The organism is Streptomyces sp. NBC_01261, assembly GCF_036226385.1.
Taxonomy (GTDB): Bacteria; Actinomycetota; Actinomycetes; order Streptomycetales; family Streptomycetaceae; genus Streptomyces.
Genome location: NZ_CP108463.1, coordinates 2,757,994 through 2,782,329 on the forward strand (window position 1 = coordinate 2,757,994; position 24,336 = coordinate 2,782,329).

14 protein-coding genes are annotated in these 24,336 nt (G+C 68.1%); 5 read left to right on the top strand and 9 right to left on the bottom strand.

Annotated elements, in window-relative coordinates; all coding sequences use genetic code 11:
* Positions 1-129 precede the first annotated feature (129 nt).
* A complete protein-coding gene (locus OG226_RS11960; RefSeq protein ID WP_328677159.1) occupies positions 130-513 on the top strand; it encodes a PPOX class F420-dependent oxidoreductase in 384 nt (127 codons plus the stop codon).
* A 1-nt stretch (position 514) separates the two neighbouring features.
* Here OG226_RS11960 and OG226_RS11965 read toward each other — a convergent pair whose 3' ends face one another.
* The 3 genes from OG226_RS11965 to rsgA all read right to left on the bottom strand — a co-directional run bounded on the left by OG226_RS11965 (position 515) and on the right by rsgA (position 4,016).
* Positions 515-1,024 carry a methylated-DNA--[protein]-cysteine S-methyltransferase gene (locus OG226_RS11965; RefSeq protein ID WP_329348874.1) on the bottom strand — a complete coding sequence of 170 codons (510 nt, stop codon included), beginning with the start codon at positions 1,022-1,024 and terminating at the stop codon, positions 515-517.
* Positions 1,021-2,454 carry a DNA-3-methyladenine glycosylase 2 family protein gene (locus OG226_RS11970; protein ID WP_329353372.1) on the bottom strand — a complete coding sequence of 478 codons (1,434 nt, stop codon included), beginning with the start codon at positions 2,452-2,454 and terminating at the stop codon, positions 1,021-1,023. The genes OG226_RS11965 and OG226_RS11970 overlap by 4 nt, the downstream gene beginning before the upstream one ends.
* A gap of 407 nt (positions 2,455-2,861) precedes the next feature.
* Positions 2,862-4,016 carry a ribosome small subunit-dependent GTPase A gene (gene rsgA / locus OG226_RS11975; protein WP_329348875.1) on the bottom strand — a complete coding sequence of 385 codons (1,155 nt, stop codon included), beginning with the start codon at positions 4,014-4,016 and terminating at the stop codon, positions 2,862-2,864.
* A gap of 654 nt (positions 4,017-4,670) precedes the next feature.
* On the opposite strand from rsgA, the gene OG226_RS11980 reads away from it, so the two are divergent.
* Positions 4,671-8,342, top strand: coding sequence for a Z1 domain-containing protein (locus OG226_RS11980; RefSeq protein ID WP_329348876.1), 3,672 nt, complete (start codon positions 4,671-4,673; stop codon positions 8,340-8,342).
* A 362-nt stretch (positions 8,343-8,704) separates the two neighbouring features.
* Here the strand turns inward: OG226_RS11980 and OG226_RS11985 are convergent, their stop codons facing one another.
* Positions 8,705-9,412 (bottom strand): recombination directionality factor, encoded by a 708-nt coding sequence (locus OG226_RS11985; protein WP_329348877.1) that lies wholly within the window; start codon positions 9,410-9,412, stop codon positions 8,705-8,707.
* Positions 9,413-10,249: 837 nt separating this feature from the next.
* Between OG226_RS11985 and OG226_RS11990 the strand changes: the two genes are divergently transcribed.
* The 3 genes from OG226_RS11990 (at position 10,250) to OG226_RS12000 (ending at position 17,548) form a co-directional block, all read left to right on the top strand.
* A complete protein-coding gene (locus tag OG226_RS11990; RefSeq protein ID WP_329348878.1) occupies positions 10,250-11,185 on the top strand; it encodes a DUF5655 domain-containing protein in 936 nt (311 codons plus the stop codon).
* A 4,665-nt stretch (positions 11,186-15,850) separates the two neighbouring features.
* Positions 15,851-16,120, top strand: coding sequence for a hypothetical protein (locus tag OG226_RS11995; protein ID WP_329348879.1), 270 nt, complete (start codon positions 15,851-15,853; stop codon positions 16,118-16,120).
* 63 nt (positions 16,121-16,183) lie between these two features.
* Positions 16,184-17,548 (top strand): hypothetical protein, encoded by a 1,365-nt coding sequence (locus OG226_RS12000; protein ID WP_329348880.1) that lies wholly within the window; start codon positions 16,184-16,186, stop codon positions 17,546-17,548.
* A gap of 1,790 nt (positions 17,549-19,338) precedes the next feature.
* On the opposite strand, the gene cas6e is transcribed toward OG226_RS12000, so the two are convergent.
* From cas6e to casA, 5 genes are read right to left on the bottom strand one after another with little or no spacing between them, the layout of a single operon-like run.
* Entirely contained in the window at positions 19,339-19,989 is a 651-nt protein-coding gene (cas6e, locus tag OG226_RS12005; protein WP_078623274.1) for a type I-E CRISPR-associated protein Cas6/Cse3/CasE, read from the bottom strand.
* On the bottom strand, positions 19,986-20,771 hold the full coding sequence (gene cas5e, locus OG226_RS12010) for a type I-E CRISPR-associated protein Cas5/CasD (protein WP_329348882.1): 786 nt from the start codon (positions 20,769-20,771) through the stop codon (positions 19,986-19,988). The genes cas6e and cas5e overlap by 4 nt, the downstream gene beginning before the upstream one ends.
* A 20-nt stretch (positions 20,772-20,791) precedes the next feature.
* Positions 20,792-21,964 (bottom strand): type I-E CRISPR-associated protein Cas7/Cse4/CasC, encoded by a 1,173-nt coding sequence (gene cas7e / locus OG226_RS12015; protein ID WP_019064973.1) that lies wholly within the window; start codon positions 21,962-21,964, stop codon positions 20,792-20,794.
* Positions 21,965-21,978: 14 nt separating this feature from the next.
* Complete coding sequence (gene casB, locus OG226_RS12020; RefSeq protein WP_329348883.1) at positions 21,979-22,620, bottom strand: type I-E CRISPR-associated protein Cse2/CasB; 642 nt, start codon at positions 22,618-22,620, stop codon at positions 21,979-21,981.
* Positions 22,617-24,278, bottom strand: a complete 1,662-nt coding sequence (gene casA, locus OG226_RS12025) for a type I-E CRISPR-associated protein Cse1/CasA (RefSeq protein WP_329348884.1) — start codon at positions 24,276-24,278, stop codon at positions 22,617-22,619. The genes casB and casA overlap by 4 nt, the downstream gene beginning before the upstream one ends.
* Positions 24,279-24,336: the final 58 nt, after the last annotated feature.

Consider the following 24,336-nt stretch of genomic DNA (forward strand, 5'->3'; position numbering starts at 1 on the left):
GACAGGCGGATGGCGGAGCATCACCGGCGCCGGGCGCCACGTCCCCTGTCCGGCGTACGACGCAAGGCGGAACGCGGCCTGGGACCGGAGGCCGATGCGCGCGGCGGGCAGGCGTGTTTGGCTGCGGTCATGACCGAATTCACCGAGGCCGAGCGCGCGTACCTCACCTCGCAGCGACTGGGCCGCCTCGCCACCGTCGACCCCCAGGGCCAGCCACAGGCCAACCCCGTCGGCTTCTTCCCCCAGGCCGACGGGACGATCCTGGTCGGCGGCTACGCGATGGGCACGACCAAGAAGTGGCGCAACCTGCGGAAGAACCCGAAGGTCGCGCTGGTCGTGGACGACATCGTCAGCGTCCAGCCCTGGAAGGTGCGTGGCATCGACATCCGCGGCGAGGCCGAACTCCTGGTCGGGCCACATGAGTTGGGCCCGCACATGAGCGAAGAGGTGATCCGTATCCATCCCCGGCGGATCCACAGCTGGGGCCTGGAGACGGAACCGGGAACGGACTAGCTCAGCACAACGCGTCCTCCAGGGTGAGGAGTTGGACCTTGCGTTCGAGTCCGCCCGCATACCCCGTCATCGCTCCGTCGGCGCCGATCACGCGATGGCAGGGCCGGACGACCAGCAGCGGATTGGCGCCGATCGCCCCGCCCACGGCCCGGACGGCGGCCCGGGGCGCGCCGATCCGCGCGGCGATCTCGCCGTACGTCGTCGTCGCGCCGTACGGGACGGAGCCGAGGGCGGTCCAGACGCGCTCCCGGAAGTCGGTGCCGGAGGTGCGGAACTCGAGCTGGAATTCCTTGAGTTCACCGGCGAAGTAGGCGGCGAGTTGTTCCCCGGCGGCACGGAAGGGGCCGGGGTCCTGCCGCCACTCCGGCTGGACGGTACGGCCGCCCTTCTGGCCGGGCACGGAGAGGGAGGTGAGGGCGCCGAACTCGTCGGCGGTGAGGAGGAGTTGACCCAGGGGGCTGTCGAAACTCGTCCAGCGGGTGGCCGTCGGGTCGGTCGTCGGGACAGTCATCGTGACTCCAACTCCCCTGCCGTGCGCAGGCGTTGTACGTGTTCGAGATGTTCTACGTGCTGCACGGCGTACGAACGCCAGGGGCGCCACGCGTCCGGAATGTCGACGCCGGGTGGTGCCACATCGGGGTCGCCGAGGGCGCGGGTGCGGATGACGGCGACGGTCGCGGCGTCCATGCCGGGCAGCGCGAGCAGGGCCTCCTCCGCGTCGTCCCGGTCGACGCCCGCGTCGAGCCGCACCGTGCCGTCGGCCAGGGCGGTGGCGAGGGCGGCCAGGGGTTCGCCGGGGGCGGCGTCCACCAGTGCGGACGGCTCGGGGAAGAGGTGGGTGAGGCCGCCGGAGGGGGCGTCCAGGGTCTTGCCGTAGCGCCGCACCAGCCGCTCGGCCTCCGCCGGCCCGACCAGCGCCCGTACGGCCAGTTCCTCGGGGTCCGCGGTGCCCGGTGAACGCAGGCCGGGTCGGGCGGCGACGAGTGGGGCGAGCCGGGGATCGGCGCCGAGCCGTTCGTCGACGGCGTACGGGTCGGCGTCCAGGTCGAAGAGCCGTCGCAGGCGCTGGACGGCGGTGGTCAGGTCGCGGTGGTCGGTGAGGTGCAGACGGGCGTCGAGCCAGCCGCCGGGGTGCGCGGGGGGCGCGGTCCTGAGGGCGCCGGGTCGTTCGTCGACGGCGACGATTCCGGTGCCGTAGGGGAGGCGCAGGGTGCGGCGGTAGGTGCGGCGGCCGGGGGTACCGGTGATCTCCTCGATGCCGGGGACGGCCTCGCGTGCGAGCAGGTCGAAGACGGCGGCGGACTGGTACGGGCCCCGGTGGGCGAGCCGCAACGGAATTCCGGCGGACGGTCCGGTGCCCTTGGTCTGTGCCGTGGACGCGTGGGGCGTCCTCGTCGTCCGCAGCTCGCTCGGGGTCGACGCGTAGACGGCGCGGATCGTGTCGTTGAACTGGCGCACGCTGGCGAACCCGGCGGCGAACGCGATCTCCGTGATCGGCAGATCGGTGGTCTGCACGAGCACGCGCGCGGTGTGCGCCCGCTGGGCCCGGGCGAGGGCGACCGGCCCGGCGCCGAGTTCGGCGGTGAGCTGCCGCTGGACCTGCCGCGCGCTGTAGCCGAGCCGCACGGCGAGCCCGGCGACGCCCTCGCGGTCCACGACGCCGTCGCCGATCAGCCGCATGGCGCGGCCCACGACATCGGCGCGCGCGTTCCACTCGGCCGACCCCGGCACGGCGTCCGGACGGCACCGCCGGCAGGCCCGGAACCCCGAGCCCTGAGCGGCGGCGGCCGTCGCGAAGAACCGCACGTTGCGCCGCTTCGGCGTCACCGCCGGACAACTCGGCCGGCAGTAGATCCCGGTCGTGGCGACCCCGAAGAAGAACTCCCCGTCGAACCGGGCATCCCGGCTCCGCACGGCTTCGTACCTGGTGTCTTCGTCCATCACGCTGTCCAGTCTCCGCCATCCCCGGGGGTGGGGCTGGCGGAAATCGGACGGGGTGTTGACGCGGCACCGGGCTGGGCCGAGCCGACCTGAACCGCCCGCCGGTGAAGCGGTGACGCGGCTAGGACCTGCCCGGCGGATCATGCCGCAGACGCGGGGTCTGGCACGCCCACCTGCGCTGATCAGTCACTGTCACTTTCCTGCGACCTGATCCGCCGGACAGGCCCTCGTACTACAGCCGGACTTCGCCACGGCCGTCACCGAAGATACGCGCGGCGACAGGCGGCACGCCGACATCCTGCCAGGTGAGCGCCGTGCGAGACCCTCCACAAACTGACACTCCATCAGCCCGACCGGCTTCCCAGAACGGCCCTGACCTGCAAAAACGCAGAAGTCCGGCTGTAGTACTAGGCCCAGCGCCCCCGCTTCGCCTCCATCGCCGCCTTCCCCTCCGCCCCCTTCCGCTTCCAGTCGCGGCGCAGTTCGGCGCGGGCGCGGGCGTCGGTCTTGGCGACGATCCACTGGTTCTCGCGCATGAGCTTGCGGTAACTGTCGAGCCGGCGTTCGGGAAGTTCGCCGGAGTCGAGGGCGGCGAGGACCGCGCAGCCCGGTTCGGCGGTGTGGGCGCAGTCGTGGAAGCGGCACTGTCCGGCCAGTTCCGCGATCTCGGCGAACACCTGCCCGACCCCGGTCTGCGCGTCCCACAGCCCGACACCGCGCAGCCCCGGCGTGTCGATCAGCACCCCACCGCCCGGCAGGGCGAGCAGGTTGCGCGTGGTGGTCGTATGACGGCCCTTGCCGTCGACGTCACGCGTCGCCCGGACGTCCATCACGTCCGCGCCGATCAGCGCGTTCGCGAGTGTCGACTTGCCCGCGCCGGACTGCCCGAGCAGCACGGACGTACCGCCGGCGGCGACCGCGGCAAGGACGTCGATCCCGTCCCCGGTGGCGGCGCTGACGGCCAGCACCGGCACACCCGGCGCCGCCGTCTCCACGTCCTGGACGAGGTACGACAACGTCACCGCGTCCGGCACGAGATCGGCCTTGGTCAGCACGACCACGGGCCGCGCACCGGACTCCCAGGAGTCCGCCGCGTTATGCAGCAGTGCCTCACCACTGGAGCAGGACATGGCCAACGCCAGGAACCGCTCGATCCGCCCGAGGTCCAGTTCGGCCGCGAGCGACACACAGATGACGACGTGATCGATGTTAGTGGCCAGCACTTGGCCCTCGGAACGCTTCGACGAGGTCGAGCGGACGAAGGCGGTACGGCGGGGCAGGAGCGTCCGCACGTAACGCGGGTTGTTGCCTTCGGGGTCGACGGCGACCCAGTCACCCGTGCACACGACCTTCATCGGGTCACGGGGAACCACGAACTCGGTGTCGGCACGGACCGTGCCGACCGGGGTGATGACGTCACACTGACCACGGTCGACGCGCACGACGCGACCCGGCACGAGACCTCGAGCCGCGTACGGAGAGAACTCAGCTTCCCAGTCCGCATCCCACCCATACGGGGTGAGCGCGTAGGCAGAAGAAGCCTCGAACGAAGAGAAAGACAAGGGGAAACCCTTCGAAGGGCGGCCCCGGCAGCGCGTCAGGCGCGCGGATGTCGAGTGGCTGTCAGCCGGAGACCGCAGGAGTGTGGATGACGTACTGAGAGCGGGCACTGCCCTGCGTGACGGCAATCATCGAAATGCACCTCCTGCTTTCTTCTGCGTCTCTACAGAAACAGTCTGTACGCAAGCGGTCCGTGCGTGAGCGCGAGCTTGCGATCCAGAGCGTACGGGAGGGGGTGCCGCGGCACCACGCCTTTTCGCGGCACCCGCCCGGGTCAACTGCCCTGCAGCCACCAGATGAGCCACGCCGTCAACGCGGTACCCAGTGCGGTGGCCGCCCCACGCAAAACAAACCGGCCGAACGACGACCATGTCGCCCGGGCCAGACGACCGGCCCGCCCGCCGGGCAGCAGCTGGCGCATCCACTCGAAGGGCCTCGGCCTCTTCACGCGTGCTCGCATCGTTCACCTCTCTCACGTGCGCGTCGCGCACCTCGGATACCCGGCCACGGTCATGGCCGGCGGAGCGACCATGACGCACCGGGACACCGGTGCACCCGTGGCAACGCGTTGCCGAAGCGCAGCGCAACAGCCCCTCTCTGTTGCCGAATCCCGCGCAACAGTCACAAGCGCGTCGGCCACCCGATAGGACTGTCTGGTGCCATCAGAGAACTGGACGGGCGGGACGCTCAAGCACCTGAGAGAGGACCTGCCGACCACCGACCGAGCCCTAGCCGCCGCCCTGCGAGCCGCCTTCACCGCCATGGGTATCTCGCTCCGGAGCTTCGCCCAGCTGCTCTTCAGCCACCCCGCGACGGTGAGCCGGTACCTCAGTGGACACCTCTTTCCTCCCGAGGACTTCATCGAGAAGGTCGTCGACGTCGTCGGACACCGGCTCACCGCAGCTGACGTCGCCAACCTCAGGTGCCTCCATGAGGAAGCCCGTAGGGGCAGGAACGACGCGGAGAACAAGGTCAGGACCCTGACGGCACAAATCAGCAGAAAAGACGCGCAGGCTTTGGCCGATGCCCGCAGGCATCGGGAGTACGCTGTGGCGCTGGACCGGGCCCACACGGAAATCCGCGGACTGAAGATCCAAATACGCTTGGCCACCGGGTCGTTGGGAGATCCGTCCGTCGCCGTTCTCGAAGAACTCGAGCGGTACGCGCGGCTGCGCGCAGCCGGTGCGCGCGACGCGGTGACCTGTGTCTCGCCCGGCACTCTGCGCAAGTGGCGCACGATGCTCGACAGGTTCGATCGCACCTCCGAGCTTACCGGGACGGACTCCAAACCCTGCACGCCCGAACGTCGTCGCGCGAGTTACCGGCTGCTGGAGCTCGATCAGGCACACCGCGACGCACTCGACGACCTTGTGCCCGTAAAAAGCCCGCGCAGTGTTCCTCCCGGCGAGGAGGTGGTCGAGCTGCACGCGCTGGTCCTCGGCGCGATGCGTGTCTCGGGCCCCCGACCGCTCACCAAGGCCCTTGCCCACTGGTCCCAGGAGCAGCCTTCCGACCTGGACACGAGCCAGTTCGAGTTCCGCGGCCAACTGACCGCCGGAAAGCCTGCGGATCCGCTCGTCGAGCTGTGGCGGCGGGCCGTGACCGAGTGGGATTTCGCTGAGGCGCCCAACTGGACGGGGAGCGCAGCGCGGTCCGCCGAGCGGCGCATCGCCGCCTATGAACTGCTGGCGCTGGAGCCGGAGAGCCGCCGGGTGCTGACGGAGTTGGTACCGATCTCCTTCACCGAGGGCCCAATCGTCATCAGCACCGCGTTCGTGCCGTGGCTCACCCCGGCGCGGGAGTCCAGCCAGGCTTGGTACTGGCCTGCCTATGAAGGGTACTTACGGCAGGTCAAAGGGTGGCCCACGGAGGCCGTGGCCGGGGTGGACGAGGCCGCCCGGCGGGTGGTCGAGCGTCTCGCGGACCCCACCGCCGCTGCCGCCTACCAGGCCAAGGGGTTGGTCGTCGGCTATGTCCAGTCCGGCAAGACCGCCCATATCACCGGCGTGGTGGCCAAGGCCGTGGACTCCGGGTACCGGCTGGTCATTGTCCTCAGCGGTTCGCTCAACAACCTGCGTGCCCAGACGCAGCGGCGCCTCGACAAGGAGCTCGTGGGCCGGGAGAACATCCTTCGCGGGGCGGCCGAGGAGGACGGCGATTACGCCGACGACCCAGCGTGGCGCTCGGGGGAGTTCCTTACACACGGCCGACTGCCCTCCCGTATCGGGGGGTTCGACATCGTGCGGCTCACGACGCGAGACAGCGACTACCGGCTCCTGCACCAGGGCATCACCGCGCTGGAGTTCGAGAAGGCGCATCCGTCGGTGCCGCTCCACGACCCGCGCAATCTGCACCGCAGCGCCGCCCGCCTAATGGTGGTCAAGAAGAACAGCACAGTGCTGAGGAAGGTAGTAAAGGATCTGCGCAGCCTCGGGGACCAGCTCCGGGAGATCCCAGTGCTGATCGTCGACGATGAGGCGGACCATGGGTCGGTGAACACCATGCATCCGGGCAGGTTCCGCGAGAACGGGGAGCGCACCGCCATCAACGGGCTCATCTCGCAGCTGCTGGGACTGCTCCCCCGCGCCCAGTACATCGCCTACACCGCGACTCCGTTCGCCAACGTTCTCATCGATCCGGCGGACACCGAGGACATCTTCCCGAAGGACTTCGTCATCTCGTTGCCGCGGCCCGCGGGGTACATGGGCGCGCGCGATTTCCACGACTTCGATACGGAGACCCCACCACAGGAGCGAACGGTCGCCAACTCCCAGGAGATGGCTCATGTACGCGCCGTTTATGACACCGCCGCGGGGGGCGACTCCGCACTTCGGCAGGCCCTCGACGCCTTCGTCCTGTCCGGGGCGGTCAAGCTGTACCGCGAGGCGCACGATCCGAGTGGCATCGTCTACAGGCACCACACGATGCTGGTCCACGAGTCCGTGCGCATCGCCGACCACCGCGAGCTCGCGAAACGCGTTCTCCGCCTGTGGTACGAGCCGGATGAGTCACAGACCGAGAACCTCGCTCGTCTGCGCGCGCTGCACGACCAGGACTTCGCTCCCGTATCGGCACACCGGGCCGGGACCTTCGTAGTCCCGGCCACCTTCGACGAGCTGATCCCGTACGTCGATGCCGCGCGCGCCCGGGTAACCGGGGCCGGGGATCCCACAGTCGTCGTCAACGGTGACAAGGACATCGAAGCCGGCACCGTCGACTTCGACCGTCGTCGAGTGTGGAAGATCCTTGTCGGCGGCGCCAAGCTCGCCCGAGGTTTCACCATCGAGGGCCTCACCGTCACCTACTACCGCCGTGCCACGTCGCAGGCCGATGCCCTGATGCAGATGGGCCGCTGGTTCGGATTCCGTGAGGGCTACCGCGATCTTGTACGGCTTTACATCGGCCGCGGCGAGACAGCCGGACGCAGTGAGATCGACCTCTACGAGGCGTTCGAAGCCATGTGCCGTGACGAAGAAGCATTCCGCGTCCAACTCACCGAGTACGCCCGGCTGGTGAACGGACATCCACAGGTCACCCCCGCGCAGTTGCCCCCGCTGGTGGCACAACACCTGCCGTGGCTCAGGCCGACCAGCCCCAACAAGATGTACAACGCCGAGCTTGTGGAGATCCATTCGCCCGGGACGTGGATCGAACCCGGCTTGTACCCAGTGACGGCTGTTGTGAAGCGGCGCAACACCGAGCTGTGGCGCGCTGTCCTTGAGGCACTTCACGGTCCGCTCTCCACCTTCGCCGTCCCCGCCGACAACTCGGGGCACAGCGGCTCGTTCTCCGCCCACACCATCGTCGTCGGACACACACAGATGCTCGATGTCTTGAGCGGGCTGAAGTGGGCGAGCCCCGGTCACTTCGCACCGCACCTGGCCTATCTGCAACAGACGAGTGGGAACCACGAAGGCATCGACGACTGGTTGGTGATCGTCCCGCATCCGGCGAAAGCGCGGGTCCAGGTCGGCACGGTGCTCGGCTCCCCGACACTGTCCGTGCTCCGGCATGACAGGCTGCGGGCCGGCCCGCCCTTCGGCCGCATCAGCAGCCCGCTCCACCGCCGGGTGGCCCAGGGCCTCGTCGCGGATACGCGGGAACGGCGAGGTATCACGCTGCTCTACCCCGTATTGGATGCACGGGACATTGCCGACCAACCCGAACGCCCGTCCGGTAGGGCCATTGACCCGTCCGGCATCACCCTCGCCTTCGCTCTGCTGCCTCCTGGCGTTACGAGGGACAGGACAGACTCGGCGGCCCAACGGCTGTACTTCCGCGTCCGGGACGCTTCCGCCCCCGACAGCCCGATCGTTGACAAGCAGTGAGGCACGGCATGGAAAGGCTGACGCTCGCGCACCACCCTTGAGAGGGTGGGCGTGGCAGGAAACGGCAAAGGAAATAGATCGTCTCGCGAGGTGCGCGTCCGATGCGCCTGGCAGTCCCGGCGATGAGCGAACACCTCGGGTCGCTGGACGACACGCGACCGTTGTGGCGCAAGCGGGAGTTCACGGCCCTGGCCAGTACATCGACACCACCCGATTTTCACCCGCCGTTGTTCCAGGCATCGGTCGCCATCGTGGCGGGTGTTGAGCAGCGTTCGTGGATGACTTCCATCGCTCCGGTACCCCTTCTCGTCTACTGCCGCGGTCGCGTGACCGTCCGGCATTCGAACTCGTGGAGCGGAACCTCACGCTGCGAGGTGGACATCATCCTGTCCTCCAGGAACGCGCCCGGCGACCTCGACCACGGGCGTTCGGTAACTCACTTCTACGCCAGAGCGTGTAGTGAACTCCACCAGTTCATAGCGAAGTACACACAGCGCTGGGCCGCCCGCCTCGTCCAAGGCATGCTCCAACACGGGAAGAGACTCCGCGAACTCCCAGGAGGTCGAGACAAGTTGGAACGTACCCGCCTCGGGAAGGTCGCTCAAACGAAACCGAAGGTGCGCCTCTGGCTTCGGCCCACGGCCTGTCCTGGCTGCAGTCTTGCGCTCAGCAAGCGTGGGACCGCAGCCACAAGGTTCATCGCCCGCGCCCAACGGCTCCAGGAGCTTGACACCATCACAAACGTGAAAGGTCTCTCCCGCACCCCTCAGCACCATGCGAAGCGCAAGGGACTGAGATCCGTTCACCATGATGGAGACAGCATCTCGCCGGGTCAGCACCTCATAGCCGAAACAATCAGCTGACACCGATGCTTCTGGCACGCCGCCGTACAACTCAGCCAGAGCATCAGCCAGGTCACGATCGTCAGTCGTGACCCGCCAGGCCGACAACGCCACCGGGCTGCCACCGCACTGTCGCGCGACGTGGAAGCGGCCGACCGAGGTGTCCTCCGACACAAGTGGCAACCCCAATGCGGAACGCTCTCCCTCCAGATCGACACTGTTACCCATGAATATCCTCCGAGTGAGCAGCAAGCAGACTCTGCGATGATCTAGGGAGATCACCGTTTGACCGAACTGGAATTCAGGTGTAGAAGGTCAGCTCGGCTGACGATGATGACACCGGAGGCCACGGCACCGACATGAGCGTGAAGTACAAGGAGACCGCGCGCGGAGGCCTCGCGGTGAACATCATCGAATGCTGACGGTACAGTCCCTGATCAGCGCGTTCCTATCTTTCAGCACTGTCAGGGCCTTCCCTGCTTACGCGGCGAAAAGTCCCTGGAAACTCCCTGAGACAGGCGTGAAAGTCCCTGAAACGTCCCTGGGATGTCCTTGGCCTGGGACCGGTTCCGAGGCTGGGAGAGATTGCATCCGGCCAGGGAGCACGCTTCCTTGAGCAGGCGTCCCGCCCAGTTCTGGGGACCACCCTCGCGGGTGCAGGGAGCACGCGATCTTGTTCCAGAGTGCCACTATCTCCGCGGGGCCATCCCCACACCTGTGGGAAGTAACGATACCTACGCATTACAAGACCATGAGCGATCGTGTTGCGCGGTGCCTGGTCGTGCCGCCTAGTGACGTTCTACCTGATCAGAGGACGTACAGCAGGTTGAAGCGTGCTACCTCGTGTTGCACCGTCCAAAGGCGTCCGGCCACCGGGCGGCCACCGGAGGGGCGTCGCTGGCAGCAGGCAGCCGCGGTTACCAGGTTGTCGGGCTCCCACAGAACCGCCTGCGCGTCCGCCCCCGCTACGAGTAAACAGTCTGAGGGGAACACTCTCCATCTGGAATACCCCTGTGGCCGTTTCGATTGCTCCCTTTGTATTGATCGCGGGAGGGGGGGACGCTGATGGCCGACCTGATGCTGTTCCGGCAGGACGCCGATGGCCGGGATGTCGAGCTTCGGGGCTCGACGGTGGCGCTGGAGGTGGAGCTGCAGCGTCGGGTCGAGGCGGGGATGGAGTCGATGCTCGGCATCCGCTTCCTGGCTTCCGAGTATCCGACGGGACCGTGGCATCGGGGTCGGATCGACACGCTCGGGCTCGACGAGAACAACACCCCCGTGGTGGTCGAGTACAAGAAGGGCTCCGACAGCGGCGTCGTGTCGCAGGCCGTTTCCTACCTGTCGTGGCTGGACTCGGCACGTCATGAGTTCGAGGCGCTGGTGAAGGAGAAGCTGGGCGCCGAGGCGGCCGAGGCAATCGACTGGCGGAACCCGCGGATGGTCTGCATCGCGGCCGGCTTCTCGCACCACGACCGGGTAGCGGTGCACCGTCTCTACGAGCGGATCGACCTGGTGCGGTATCGCTCCTTCGACGGCGGGCTGCTGAGCCTGTTGTTGATCGAGTCCGTACCTGGTTCTCCCCGGCCCGCTCCGACCCGGCGGCAGCGCCGGGAGCGGATGGAGGCAGCCGGTAGCGGCGGCGTCTGCGGGAAGCCGTCGGTCCAGGCCAACCCGAGCGCGCCCCCTGCTTCCCTGCAAGACCTGTACGGCGAGTTGGACGAGATGCTGACGGCTTGGGGCGAGGTCGAGGTGGCTGCGCTCAGGCACTACATCGCCTACCGGCGGATGGTGAACCTCGCCTCGGTGGTCTTCCGTCCGAAGCGCGAGCTGATCTTGGTCTATCTCCGGATCGCCCCGGACACGATCTCGCTGGAGGAGGGCTTCTCACGCGACATGCGTGGCATCGGGCACCACGGGACGGGCGACGTGGAGGTACGCATCTCCTCGGCTGCCGAGTTGGAGAAGGCAAGTCCCCTGATCCGACGGGCATTCGCAGCCTGACCCATACGTCGGCGGGAACCACAGCTTGGACCAAGAGGTCTGCCCTAGCTGCCACGGTTCACTCCCGCGTCGGCGGGAACCACGACTACGACGGACCCCGTGCGGTGCACACGGTCCTTTCGCCCCCGGATCGGCTGGAACCACGTGTACACGCGCAGTTCGCCGTCCTGCCCGATCGGCTCACCCTCGTCGGCGGGGAACACGACCTCCCACGTTCAGGACGGCGCCCTTCAGCGGTTCACCCCTGCGTCGGCGCGGAGCACGCGAGCTACCTTCTGAGGTACGTCGCTCAGTTCGGATCACTCCCGCGCCAGCAGGGACCACCAGCCGCACCTCGTGGCCGCGGACCTCATAAACGGTTCACCCCCACGTCGGCAGGGACCACGTCGTAGGCACCTCACCCGTCCGGTGATTCGTCGGTTCACCCCCGCATCGGCGGGGACCACTGCATCGAAGGCCGCATCGCATTCGCCGCCCTCGGCTCACCCTCGCGCCGCCGGGGACCACGTCACAGCGACCCGGGACTCGGTCCTGATCAATGGTTCACCCCCGCGTCGGCGGAGGCAACTTTGCGGTCGTGGCACGCGCGACCTTCCACATCGGTTCCCCCCGTCGGCGAAGACCACGGCGTGATTGAACAGTTGACCACGGTCGTGGGCGGATCACCCCCGCGTCGGCGGAGACCATTCCAGCTCCAGGATGCGGTCGGTGACGCACTTCGGTTCACCCCCGCGTCTGCGGAACCACCCGTTGACGTCCGCGAGCTTCTTGGAGATCTCCGGCTCCCCTGCGTCGGCTGGGACCACCAGGCGGCGCTCAACACTCAGGCGGACATCGACGGTTCACTCCCGTGGCGGCGGAGACCACCATCGTGCCCATCCCATCACTGTTGGCTACGGCGGCTCACCCCTGCGTCGGCGGGGACCACTAGACCACGTTCGCTACCGCCCACATCGTCCCCAGCTCACCCCCTCGTCGGCGGCGACCACTCGACAGGCTGTTCCGCCTCTACAACCAGCGCCGGCTCACCCCCGCGTCGGCGGGGACCACATCAGGCCGCGGGCGATCCAACGGCCCTGCGCCGGCCCGCCCCCGCGTCGACGGGGACCACCGCTGATCGCCGGCCTTCTGGTGCGGGACGAACGGCTCACCCCCGCGTCGGCGGGGACCACGTGAAGTGCACGGCTTCGATCTCGACGGGCTTCGGCTCACCCCCTCGTCGGCGGGGAGCACCGCCAACTCCCGACCCGGCACCTCCTGGTCGACGGTTCACCCCCGCGTCGGCAGGGAGCACCCGACCTTCCAGGCATCCCAGACCCGGTCCGCCGGTTCACCCCCGCGGCGGCGGGACCACATCGGCGTCGACGTCGGCGAGGGCACCGTGAACGGTTCACCCCCGCGTCGGCGAGGACCGCTCCTTCGCGTTCCTGCTGAACCGCGAGGCAGGCGGTTCACCCCCGCGTCGGCGTGGCGACGATGACGGATACCGCCCGCATCGGCGGGGAGAACGTCCGAACAAGGGCGGCCGATCCCACCGAACCCGAATCACCCCCGCATCGGCAAGGAACACTCGCGTCGCAAATGAGGAATCTCATCCGTTCTCGGCTCACCCCCGCGTCGGCGGGGACCACAAGCCCTTGATCGTCGATCCGACGGCCTGGACCGGTTCACCCCCGCGTCGGCGAGGACCACGTGTTGAGGCCGATCGCCCCGCCGGTCATTTTCGGCTCACCCCCGCGTCGGCGGGGACCACAGCCTACGGCCACCCGACAGCCACCCCACAGACGGTTCACCCCCGCGTCGGCGGGAACCACGGGCAGCGGGGGCAGCACGTCGCCGAAGACGGCTGCTCACCCCCTCGTCGGCAGGGACCACGCGATCGACTCGGCCCGCAGGCGTTTGCCCTGCGGCTCACCCCCGCGTCGGCGGGGACCACTCGCCCTGCTCCCGGAGCTTGTCCGCCAGGGACGGTTCACCCCCGCGCTGGCGGGGACCACCGTCACCCGGTGCCTGCGGATCGCAAGGTCACCGGTTCACCTCGTATCGGCGAGGACCACGTCGTCATCGACCGCCTCCCGTCACGTGGCGGCCGTTCACCCCCACGTCGGCGAGGACCACGAAGTCCTGGTAGAAGTCGAGGTGTCGAGGACGGTTCACCCCCGCTTTGGCAGGGACCACAACCGGCGCGGGTCGGGGTGTGGAGCGAGCTTCGGATCACTCCCGCGTCGGCAGGGACCACGCGCGGGTTCCCTTGAGAGAGGTGCCCCAGAACGGTTCACCCCCACGTCGGAAGGGAGCAGCTTGCGCCAGCGTCGCGTTTCCAGTCAATGAGCGGAGCACCCCACATCGGCTGGAACCACGCGACGTAGTCCGTGTCCAGCAACCCGGTGATCGGTTCACCCCCACGTCGGCGGGGACCACATCTCGTACGTGACGCCCTCACGAGACACGGTCGGTTCACCCCCGCGTCAGCGGGGACTACCTGGGCGCCAACGCCGGCTCGTACGCCTCCTTCGGTTCACCCCCACGTCGGCGGAGAACACGCGCCGCCGTTTCCTAGTCTCCTCACCTCTCTCGGTTCACCCCCGCGTCGACGGGGACCACCACTGGGACCGGGACATCCACGGATTCCTGTGCGGCTCACCCCCGCGTTGGCGGGGACCACGCGGTCTTGGCGGCCACATCGTGGATTCCGGTCGGGTCACCCCCGCGTCGGCGGGGACCAGACGGTGAGGCGGCCCTGCGCGTAACGACGCGTCGGGTCACCCCCGCGTCGGCCGGGATCGCCCCAACTGCCTCTCCGGACCGACCCCCTTCTCACCTCCGCGTCGGCGGGGACCACCCAGGCAGTTCACCCCGGCACCGCCTCTTCGACGGCTCACCCCCGCGGCGGCGGGGGACCACTATCACGAGCGCGGCCTGCTGGCTGTTGATCTGCGGCTCACTCCCGCGTCGGCGGGGACCACGTCTGGGGCTCAGCCAAGAATCAGACGGATGGCGGTTCACCCCCGCGTCGACGGGCAGCACAACCTTCCCTGCCGAGATCCCTGTGGTGGAAAGGGATCACCTCACGTCTGCAGGGACCACATCGTCGTCCGGTTCGGCGGGTGGATGCCTGCCGGTTCACCCCCACATCAGCGAACCACGTCGCGACAACCATAGCCGCGCACTCACTGGCGGATTGCTCCCGCGTCGGCGGGAACCACGCGTCGACCTCCACGGTCTCGGCGTGACGGATCGGCTCACCCCCGCGACGGCGGGGACCACAACAACCCGGGCAACTTCCCGATGCATGACCACGGTTCACCCCCGCGTCGGCGGGGACCACTGAGTCGTGATGGCGTACACCAACCTCCAGATCGGCTCACCCCCCGCGCGTCGGCGGGGACCACCGTACTGGCGGGAGCGGCGCGGCCTCACCCAACGGCTGACCCCCGCGTCGGCGGGGACCACGTCACGGCGACCCGGGACGCGGTCCTGATCAATGGTTCACCCCCGCGTCAGCGGGGACCATTCCCTGCTCGGCCACATGGTTCTCTACACCGTCGGCTCACCCTCGCGTCGGCGGGGACCACTCGTGCCGGTTGTGCAGATGCTCGGCCAGTTCCGGTTCACCCCCGCGTCGGCGGGGACCACGGCCGGTACGACCAGGCCGTCGTCCTGGCCGGCGGTTCACCCCCGCGTCGGCGGGGACCACCTCCTGGTCCTCGTCATCGCAGAGATCTTCCTCGGTTCACCCCCGCGTCGGCGGGGACCACCTTCCGAGCAGCTTCCGCGCGCTCCCGAGCGTCGGTTCACCCCCGCGCCGGCGGGGACCACTCGGTGTCCCACTCGACGCCGCCGATCTCCCACGGTTCACCCCCGCATCGGCGGGGACCACGACGAGAAGTCGTTGCGCGGCGCCCTCCTGCTCGGCTCACCCCCGCGTCGGCGGGGACCACTTGCCCTTGGCGTTGCCGGTGGTCATTTTGACCGGCTCACCCCCGCGTCGGCGGGCAGGACGGATCGCCGGGGCGACCTAGTTTCCATTTCATTGGATCACCCCCGCGTCGCGGGGACACGAGCCCAACTCGTAGATCAGCACCCCCTGTTACGGATCACCACTGCGCTGGCGGGGACCACCCCGGCGCCGGCATAACCCACCACTGCGACGGCGGATCACCCCCGCGTCGGCGGGGACCACCCCGGCGGCTCTCTCATCGCGGCCACAACCCACGGTTCACCCCCGCGTCGGCGGAGACCACGTCCAAACCGTCGCCACCCGCTCGCGCTCGGCCGGTTCACCCCCGCGTCGGCAGGGAGCACGTGCGCGCTTCCTGCCGTACGGCCGCCGTCTTTGGTTCACCCCCGCGTCGGCGGGGACCACCGGATGACGTGGTGGTAGAAGCCTTCGAACGGCGGCTCACCCCCGCGTCGGCAGGGAGCACTCGTTGGCGCCGGCGTCGCGGGCCTCGAACAACGGTTCACCCCCGCGTCGGCGGGGACCACGAGGAGCCGTGACTCACCGACGCTTCGTGCACCGACTCGCCCCCGCGTCGGCGGGGACCACGCGGAAGAGCGACTGAAGGCGGAGTACGACGTCGACTCACCCCGCGTCGGCGGGGACCACAGATTAAACCCGGACGGCGCCTTCGCACCCTTCGGCTCACCCCCGCATCGGCGTGGGTGCCCGGCCCACTGGTACGGCAGCCCATTCTGGGTCGGCTCACCCCGCGTCGGCAGGGACCACGGCAGGGCACCGGCAGTCTTCACCGCCCCGTCCGGCTCACCCCCGCGTCGGAGGGGACCACCGAGCCCGGCAGTTGGCTCGCCGAGAAGCAGGCGGCTCACCCCCGCGTCGGCGGGGACCACGGCCGGGAAGTCTCGTTGGTTGCCCGCGGCTACTTCGACCTCGCACTCCGCTACGGGCACCAGCCCGCCCAACCGGACAGCTGAAGCGCCGGGTCGGAGCGGGAAAAGCTGTCTCGTTGCGGGACCCGATGGGACGACACTGTGCCGGTGAAACTGTTCGATCCGGGCTTTGGGCCCGAAGAGGTGCTCGTGCATCCGCGGCAGCAAGCCGCACAGGCGGACCTGGTTCCGTTGATCGAGCGCGTACGGACCTGCCGCAGCCCGCAGGACGGCTACGAGCTGCAACAGGACCTGCTGCGGCACATCCGCGCGGTGGAGAGCGACCGCAACGCCTTCAGCCGGGCGGTCAAGCGCATGCGCGACGGCAAGGCGCCTCAGGTCGGTGCGCCCGAACCGCAGTCGGGGCTGGACCGGTCCGACATCGAGACGTGGATCCTTGAGCGCGAGCTGTGTGAGCGCGTGGGGCGGCAGTTCCGCTCGGTCGGTGACGCGCTCGTCTGGCGGGCCTTCAACCGCGACCGCCGGTACATCCTGGCCCTGTGCCGAAACCCGCCGCCCGGAATCATGGAGGGCAAGGTCGGCCTGGAGGCGGAGCTGGAGACCGTGGAGAGGCACTGGCGCGACGACGGCCGGTTCGCTCTCATGCACGACCTGACCAACTGCCTGCGGATCGGCGACATCACCGTCTGGCAGGACGACGGACCGCACACCTACGAGATCAAGACCAAGGACAGGTACCGCAGCCGCGCCCAGGAGCAGCGGATCGAGACCGCGTACGAGGCAATCCGCACCGGATCCGCGTTGCCCGGAGACAACCCCGACGAGCGGCTCCACGACATCGGCACCCCGCTGCGGACGCACATGGAGCTCCTGCAGACCGCGACCCAACGCGCCGCCACGGACGGGATCTTCGCCGCAAAGGTGCCCGGCAGCCGTGCCCTGATCGCCGTCGACCTGCACGGCGTAATCAGCCAGGGGTGGACGCGGGAGGAGTTCGGACAACGGCTCGCCCGCCAATGGAACGCCGCTCGGCGCCGCGCACGCATCGGGGACCAGCTCGACTTGAACATGCACGCCACGTCTCTGGACAGCGTCTCCCGCGACCCGCTGCGCGTTCCGTGGGGCATCTACCCCATCCACCCTGTTGCCGCGGCGCGTCTGATCGGCGACGTCATGACCCTCACAGTGGAGACCTCCGGCCCGTCCCTGGCCGCAGACCTGACGGCCCGGGGGATCCCGGCGCAATGGGTACGCCCACCGGGAACCGGCGAACTGGTGGCCGGCGAGGTCGTCATGGAGATGCACAGCCAGGCCGAATGGCGTGCCTCCAACGGACTCACCGCCACGCTGTCCCGGACGCTCCAGGTGAGGCCCTCGGAAATGGACCGCTACCTCATCGAACTGATGGACCAGGACTGCTGGGCAGCAGGCATCCGGCACCTGTTGCTATCCCCGGACACCTCCGACCGGCCGTGGCCCGTCTTCCGCGACGAAGGCCAGACCTGGCTGTGACAACCCACCGGCCCGGCCCGCTGGAACACCGGTGCCGGGCCCGCCACAGAGGACGCCCTACGACTTGCCTTACAAGGTGCCCTACGGCGGTGCACCCCCGCGTCGGCAGGGACCACGCCGCGTTCCCCCGGCCGGCAGGCAACTGCGTCGCCCCCGTCGGCGGCGGCGGGGACCACTCCAACACCGCCCGCTCGATGTCCTCGAAACGCGGCTCACCCCCGCGTCGGCGGGGACCACTCAGTCACGAGGTCGTCCAGGTGCTAACGCGTCGGATCACCCCCGCGTCAGCGGGAACCACTGAACCAGGTCAAGGAAAAGAGGGTGTACATGCGGATCACCCCCACGTCGGCGGGACCACATGAGGACGGCGACCTTCTTCGCAGTCATCTGCGGATCACCCCCGCTTCGGCGGGGACCACACCGCCGTACCGTTCGCCTTGTCCTCGACCAACGGATCACCCCCGCGCCGGCGGGGACCACTTCTGCGTGCTCTTGGCCAGCTTCTCCATGGCCGGCTCACCCCGCGTCGGCGGGGACGACCCGGCCCACTGGTACGGCAGCCCGTTCTGGGTCGGTTCACCCCCGCGTCAGCGGGGACCACACCCCGACCTTCTCGTCGAGATCCGGGGCGGTCGGCTCACCCCCGCGTCTGCGAGGACCACCCAGCGACGCGCTGGATAATGCAGAAGGTTGTCGGTTCACCCCCGCATCGACGGGAACAGCCACGCGCGCGGCGAGTGCGGGCCGGTGTGCACCGGTTCACCCCCACGTCGGCGGGGATCACGTGACCCACTTCAGCGAGCGGACCCCGGCGTCCCGTTCACCCCTGCGTCGGCGGGGACCACGGCTCCGTCCAGCCGGACCAAGCCTATGAGGCCGGTTCACCCCCGCGTCAGCGGAGACTACAACGGGCGTACGACTACAACCTGCTCGGCCTACGGCCCACGCCCGCGTCGGCGGGGACCACCGCGTTGTCGACGTCGACCCCGCCGGCGACTTCGGCTCACCCCCGCGTCGGCGGAGACCACTCTGTCAACAACGGTTACCTCAACGGGAGTTGCGGCTCACCCCCACGTCGGCGGGGACCACTCGGCCCCCAGGCCGTCCCCCTCGGTGGGGATCGGTTCACCCTCGCGTCGGCGGAGACCACTTCAGCTTCCGCATGCCAGTGTCCTTGACGTACGGATCACCCCCGCGCCGGCTGGGACCACCATTGGACAACGGGCCAGGGCGCCCCCTCCTCCGGCTCTCCCCCGCGTCGGCGAGGACCACGCCATCGGTACCTTCCACCTTCCTCCCGGCGACGGTTCACTCCCGCGTCGGCGGGGACCACTCCCACTCGCCGCCCGCGATCCGCCCATGAACGGCTCACCCCCACGTCGGCGGGGACCCCGATCTCGATGCGGAGTACGACGACTGCCGAGACGGCTCACCCCCGCGTCGGCGGAGAGCACGGCAGCACATCCGCCGACCCAGCGATCCCGTGCGGTTCACCCCCGCATCGGTGGGGACTACGGCGGGTACAACGACTACCGCGTGGAACTGGACGGTTCACCCCCCACGTCGGCGGGGAACACCAGTTCTGGAACCGGGCCAGGATGATGCCATTCGGATCACCCCCGCGCCGCCTGGGAGTAAGCGCTCGCCATCGTCGGCGGTGTCACGAATGCCGGATCACCCTCGCGTCGGCGGGGAGCACTACGGCATCTACCCCATCCCATACAACAAGGACGGATCACCCCTGCGTCGGCGGGGACACATGCATACTTCCGTCCAAGAAGATCATCCGGTCACACAGTAGGTCTCGCGGGGGCAATACTGAGCAATCCGCAACCATATGCCTTACCGCGCCCTATTCCCTCTTCCACGCATTGACGTAGCAGATGAGGATCGTCGACGAGTGCGTTCCCCTCGAATCGCGTTCGATGGTTATGGATCCGCTGCTTGCCTTTTACGCCGCCGGCCGCTTCCAACCGCGTGGCATGAACACTGTCCAGCTTCAGTCCGGATTTTTCGGCTTGCCTCTGCCACCAGTCTTCTGCGGCTGGACCCGTCAAGGCCACGATGGGTTTGAGTCCGTACAATTCTTGGGTGGTTTTCCTTGGCTTGCGGATGGCGCTGGCATCGATGCGGTAGCGGATCGGCAGCCCTGGGCGTAGGGCATCCAGTAGCGGCGTGAGGGGCCTGCTGTCTCCGTGCCCGTATTCGGAAGGAAGCTTGTCCAGATCCGGGCGGGTTCGACTTTGGAGAAGCAGGTAAGTGCCTGCAGTGGTTTCCTCCGCCCGGAAGAGGATGCCGAGTTGCCTGCGCGCCTGATCGCCTAGACCGTCCGGGAAAAGCGTCATGACACGGCGGTGCAGTTCCACAGCGTTGCGGAAGTCTCGGCGTGCTTCGCGACTGCGGGGGTCGGGGACGATACGTGTCAGCCAGAGGGGCGTCATGGTCCATCCCGGTGGGTCGTGTGAGGTTGAGGGGCGTCTCCGGTTGTCGGCAAGCCCGTCTGCGCGGCAGCCCCGTCGTTGATCATTTCGGGTGTGAGCGGGACATGGCTGATGTGCACTGCCCTGGGCGCGTAGGAGCGTTGTTTTGGGCCGAAAGAGAGCGGGTGGTCGTGGCGTAGTTCGACGTCCAGCGCCAGGGGGTCGGCGTCAACGATTGTGCGCAGCCATGTACCGGGGGCTTCTTGCGGCCTGGTGCGTTCTTGAAAATGCGGGGTGGCCTGGTTTTCGAGCCAAGGATGTGTGCGCAGTGCGTCGCCGAGTGTTTTCCCGGTGATGGGGTGGCGCTCTTCGGGAAATCCGTTGCTGGGAACGGGGCGTGAGGGGACGAATGCCTTTCGGCCGAAATACAGGGGCCAGCGAGGTCGCATGAGGGCGTCGAGCATCTGGTGCAGTAGTTGCGTATCGTCTGTTTCGAGGCCGACGAGGAAGAGTGCGTCGGCGAGATAGAATCTTCTGGTTGTTGCCGTCCTGTGGTTCTTTCCTTCGGTGTTCGGAACATTTTGGACGGTGTGGAAATCGTCTTCTACGACGCCTTCTCGGTCGACGCGTACGCCCATTCGCAGGTCGGCCAATGTTTTGATCTTGTCGTCGGCGTCGCGGGGTATGCCGAGGGCTGCCGCGAGCAGGCCGGTGACACCCGATTTCGTGGGTTCGGTTGCCGTGTCGCGGCTGGCGAAGTGTGATCTGGTGCCCCAGGACTGCATGGGTGCGTCGAAGCACATGAGCAAAGTGGCCACTGTGATCAGCCCTTGGTGGCCGTCAGGAGGCGGGAGACGAAGTCGTCGAGCGTGGGGGCGATTTCCTGGTCGGCGACGTCGGAGAGGTCATGGTCCACCGAGGCCATGGTGATGTTGCGTAGCTGGGTGTCTCCGTAGAAGCTGCGGAGCTGCTGGAAGTGGTCGACGAGGCGCTGGGTTGAGGCGGCCATGAGATCGGGTACGTCGGTGACGGGGCTGAGGAAGGCATTGGCCAGGTTCCAGGCGCCGGTTTCGCGGACGACTCCGATGAGGGTCTGGGGCATGGTGCGGGCAGCCATGGAGTTCTGCTTGCCGCCGGGTACCGCGTGGATGAAGGAGTGCAGCCATGCGCGGGCGCTGCGGGCGGCGAGGTCGGGATCGTCCGGCAGGTTTGTGGCCAGCTGGCTGAGGTCGAGGTTGGCGTACCGGTAAAAGCAGGCGGCGTTGAAGTCGACGGTGCCGATCATGTCTGCGCCGGGTTCGGCGTCGGGCCTGAGGTCGTCGAGAGCTGTGTAGTAGTCGAATTCGTTGACGACGGCGTGGGTGGAGAGGGCGTGGGCGACCTGGGAGGCGGCATTGACGTTGAAGTCGGTGTTGTCGGCGATCATGCGGCCGAACATGGCGATGTCGGCGGCCCGGGTGCCGTCGAGAATGCGCTTGGCTTCCTCCTGGTTCTGTTTGGTGGGCTTTTTCGCGGCCACCTTCGCGGTGGTGGTTTTGCGTGGTGTCTTTTCCTGCTCCTGCTTCTGCTTGCGCTTCTTCGCCTCGGCCACGGTCGTGGCCAGCTCGTCCCAGCGTTGGTCGCAGTAGTCGGCCAGTAGCTGTTGGGCGGGCTTCCCCACGTACAGCAGGTATTTGGTCAGGCCGGTCGCGGCGTGCGCGGCGAATCCGAGTGCTTCCAGACCGGCTTGGCAGATCTCGGAAGCCTGTTCTGCGTCTCGGCCTCGCGCGGACAGAATGCCGGCTGCGGCATCTCGCAGGCGTTTGGTGCGGACTCCCAGCTCGGCTGGGTCGAGACCGTGTTCGGCGAACAGATTGCGTGCCGCGCGTTTGAGGGACTGGCTGGAGATCCTCGCGCGGGTGTAGCCGCCGAAGCGTGCGGTCTTGGGCTGTCCGAGGTCGTCTCGGTTGAGGTTGCTGACCGGGAAGGACTGCAACAGGTGAAGTTCGATGAGCATGACGGTCCTTCGGGTCAGGCGGTGGGTTCTTCGGGGCCGGTTTCGGGCTCGTCCTCTGTGGCGGCGCCGTCGGGGCGGCCGGCCCGGTGGTAGTCACGGGCCCAGGTCAGGCGGATGCGTTGGCGGCGCTGGGTGTTTCGGCCGTACGGGTCGTCGGTGAGCAGTTCGACCAGCTCGTCGAGGAGTCGGTAGTAGTCAAGCGGGACGGCCGCGGTGCTCAGGAGCTGCACGCACTGGCGCAGGTAGTGAGGCAGGGATGGGCCCTCCACGGACACCAGTTGGGTGAAGCGCCGTCGCACGGAGTCGCCGCGATCGTGGGCGAGTATTCCCATGGCGGTACCGATGGAGGCGCGGTGGTGGCGTTTTTCGAGCCGCGGTTGGGGGTGCAGGGCGAACAGTCCGGCGACGAGCAGCCAGACGTGCTGTTCGGCTTCGGGCGGGTCGAAGTCAAATACGGTCTCGTACGCGTCGGCTTCCTGACGTGGGCCGGCGAAGCAACGGCGCAGTCGTGCCATGACACGGCGGGCTTCGGCAACGGCGTGCCGGTTGTCGGAGGAGATGGTGCGGTGCAGCCCGTAGAGGTGGGTGACGAAGTCACCGCGGCGCCGGCGGACGCTGTCCCGCTGGCTGGCGGTGTCATTGTGGGCGGTCGTCATGCGTCTCCCTGGTCAGGTGCGCTGTATCGGGCGAGTCCGCCGCGGAAGATGCGGTGCAGCTGGTACTTCGCGCGTTGGAAATCGTCGAAGTGGGCACTCGCTGTCAGCAAAGAGCGGTCTCGCCGGGGGGCGCCTTCCAGCCACTGCCAGGCCGCCTTGTCGGCGAGTTCCACGACGGCGGTGCCCCACCGTTCGGCCGGTTCGGTCTCATCGGTTGCGTGCCGCACCGCCTCTCCCAGTTCGCGCAGGAAGGTAGCGAAGGGCGCCGTCAGGCGTGGCCAGTACCAGATCTCCAGGTCGGTGAGCTTCTTCTCCTGGTCCTTGGTGAGTTCGCTGTGGAAGTCGGCGCTGTACTGGCGTTCCATGAGCTTCAGTCCCGCGCCGAGATCGCTGGCCAGAGACACCGCGTAGCCGATGATGTAGCCCACGCGGGCGCTCTCGGCCCGCAACAGGGCGACGGGCGCGGGAACGGCTTCCTCGTACCAGGCGTAGGTGTCGCCGCCCTGGTCGCCGAGTTGCTGGCCGAAGATGCGCAGGGTGTAGACGGTGTCCTCGGCGATCAGACCGTCTTCGACGAGTTCAGCGATGTGATCCAGTGCAGCGGGTCGCTGTCGCTGGGGCTCCTGGGCGGGCAGTGGTCCTGTGGCGCGCATGCGTCCGCGCCAGGTGTTCCACCAGCGTGGGTCGGAGGACAGCAACAGTTCCTGGCTGTGTCGCCACACGCCGCGCAGTTCATCGAGGCTGACCGGCTTGAAGTTGCCCTGTTTGTTGCCTTTCAGCCAGGGTCGTCGAAAGGCCGCCATGGCCTCCAGGTCGACGAGGTTGCCCTCCATCCGTGTACCGGGCGTGAGCACCACTCCATCGACCAGTGTTGCGCCGGCCTTGTCCGACGTGGACAGCAGAATGCGGCGGGAGGGCCAGGTGAGCAGGTCCGTCCACCCCAGCGGTGGCCGGGCATCGGGCTCGGGGTCCGGCGGTTGCGTCGCTTCCCACACCGGTCGGTCCTGCGCCGTGGTGCGCACAGGGAGTTCTACCTCGGGACGGTAGAACTGCATGTTCAGCAACAGAGTCTCGTGCAGCGTGGCGCCTTCGACCACAACACAGCCGAATCGGTTGCCCAGACCGCCTTCCGCGCTCCGCTCCGTGCGGTAGGGCTGCTTGGTACCGGAGGTGTCGTAGGCCTGTGTGGTCACTAGCCAGCGGGCCGCCTCCGCCGGCTGCAGCAAGGGGCGTTGATCGGCGGTGGTGTGGTCGAACAGCGTCCGGTTGCTGCCGGTGGCCCGGTACGCCACGAGCTTCGCCGTAGTAGCCGGCGCGTTGTCCAGGGCCGGGCACTGGAAGAAGGGCGTGTGCGGATGGAACAGTTCGAAGCGTTCTCCGTACTCGTCCCGGTAGTTCGCCAACTCGGCCTGAGGCAGCCCGCCATCAGCCTGCGCCTGCCACAACTCGGCCCAGCGTGCAGCATTCAGGGGCTGGTACACCCGGTGGGCCAGCGCCAACAGCACACGGTGCAACGCCGCGGTCATCGTCGGGGTGGTTCCTGCCAGGCGGCGATAGGCCCCAGCGTTGCTCAAGGCCTCGGCCAGGCCTATCTCTTGACGGCTTCCGTCCAGACACACCACCGGCAGCCACGGCTCGGTGAACAGATTGAACCCCACAGCCTGCTATCCCCTCCCTCAGATTCGTGCAGGTGGCGATTCTGGCAAACGCCACTGA

What these genes read in the sequence shown, in the direction of transcription:
- OG226_RS11990 (WP_329348878.1), top strand. Translation starts at nt 10,250, where the DNA reads ATGGCCGACCTGATGCTGTTCCGGCAGGACGCCGATGGCCGGGATGTC.
- OG226_RS11985 (WP_329348877.1), bottom strand. Translation starts at nt 9,412, where the DNA reads ATGGGTAACAGTGTCGATCTGGAGGGAGAGCGTTCCGCATTGGGGTTG.
- cas7e (WP_019064973.1), bottom strand. Translation starts at nt 21,964, where the DNA reads ATGCTCATCGAACTTCACCTGTTGCAGTCCTTCCCGGTCAGCAACCTC.
- OG226_RS11960 (WP_328677159.1), top strand. Translation starts at nt 130, where the DNA reads ATGACCGAATTCACCGAGGCCGAGCGCGCGTACCTCACCTCGCAGCGA.
- casB (WP_329348883.1), bottom strand. Translation starts at nt 22,620, where the DNA reads ATGACGACCGCCCACAATGACACCGCCAGCCAGCGGGACAGCGTCCGC.
- OG226_RS11965 (WP_329348874.1), bottom strand. Translation starts at nt 1,024, where the DNA reads ATGACTGTCCCGACGACCGACCCGACGGCCACCCGCTGGACGAGTTTC.
- OG226_RS11970 (WP_329353372.1), bottom strand. Translation starts at nt 2,454, where the DNA reads ATGGACGAAGACACCAGGTACGAAGCCGTGCGGAGCCGGGATGCCCGG.
- cas6e (WP_078623274.1), bottom strand. Translation starts at nt 19,989, where the DNA reads ATGACGCCCCTCTGGCTGACACGTATCGTCCCCGACCCCCGCAGTCGC.
- cas5e (WP_329348882.1), bottom strand. Translation starts at nt 20,771, where the DNA reads ATGTGCTTCGACGCACCCATGCAGTCCTGGGGCACCAGATCACACTTC.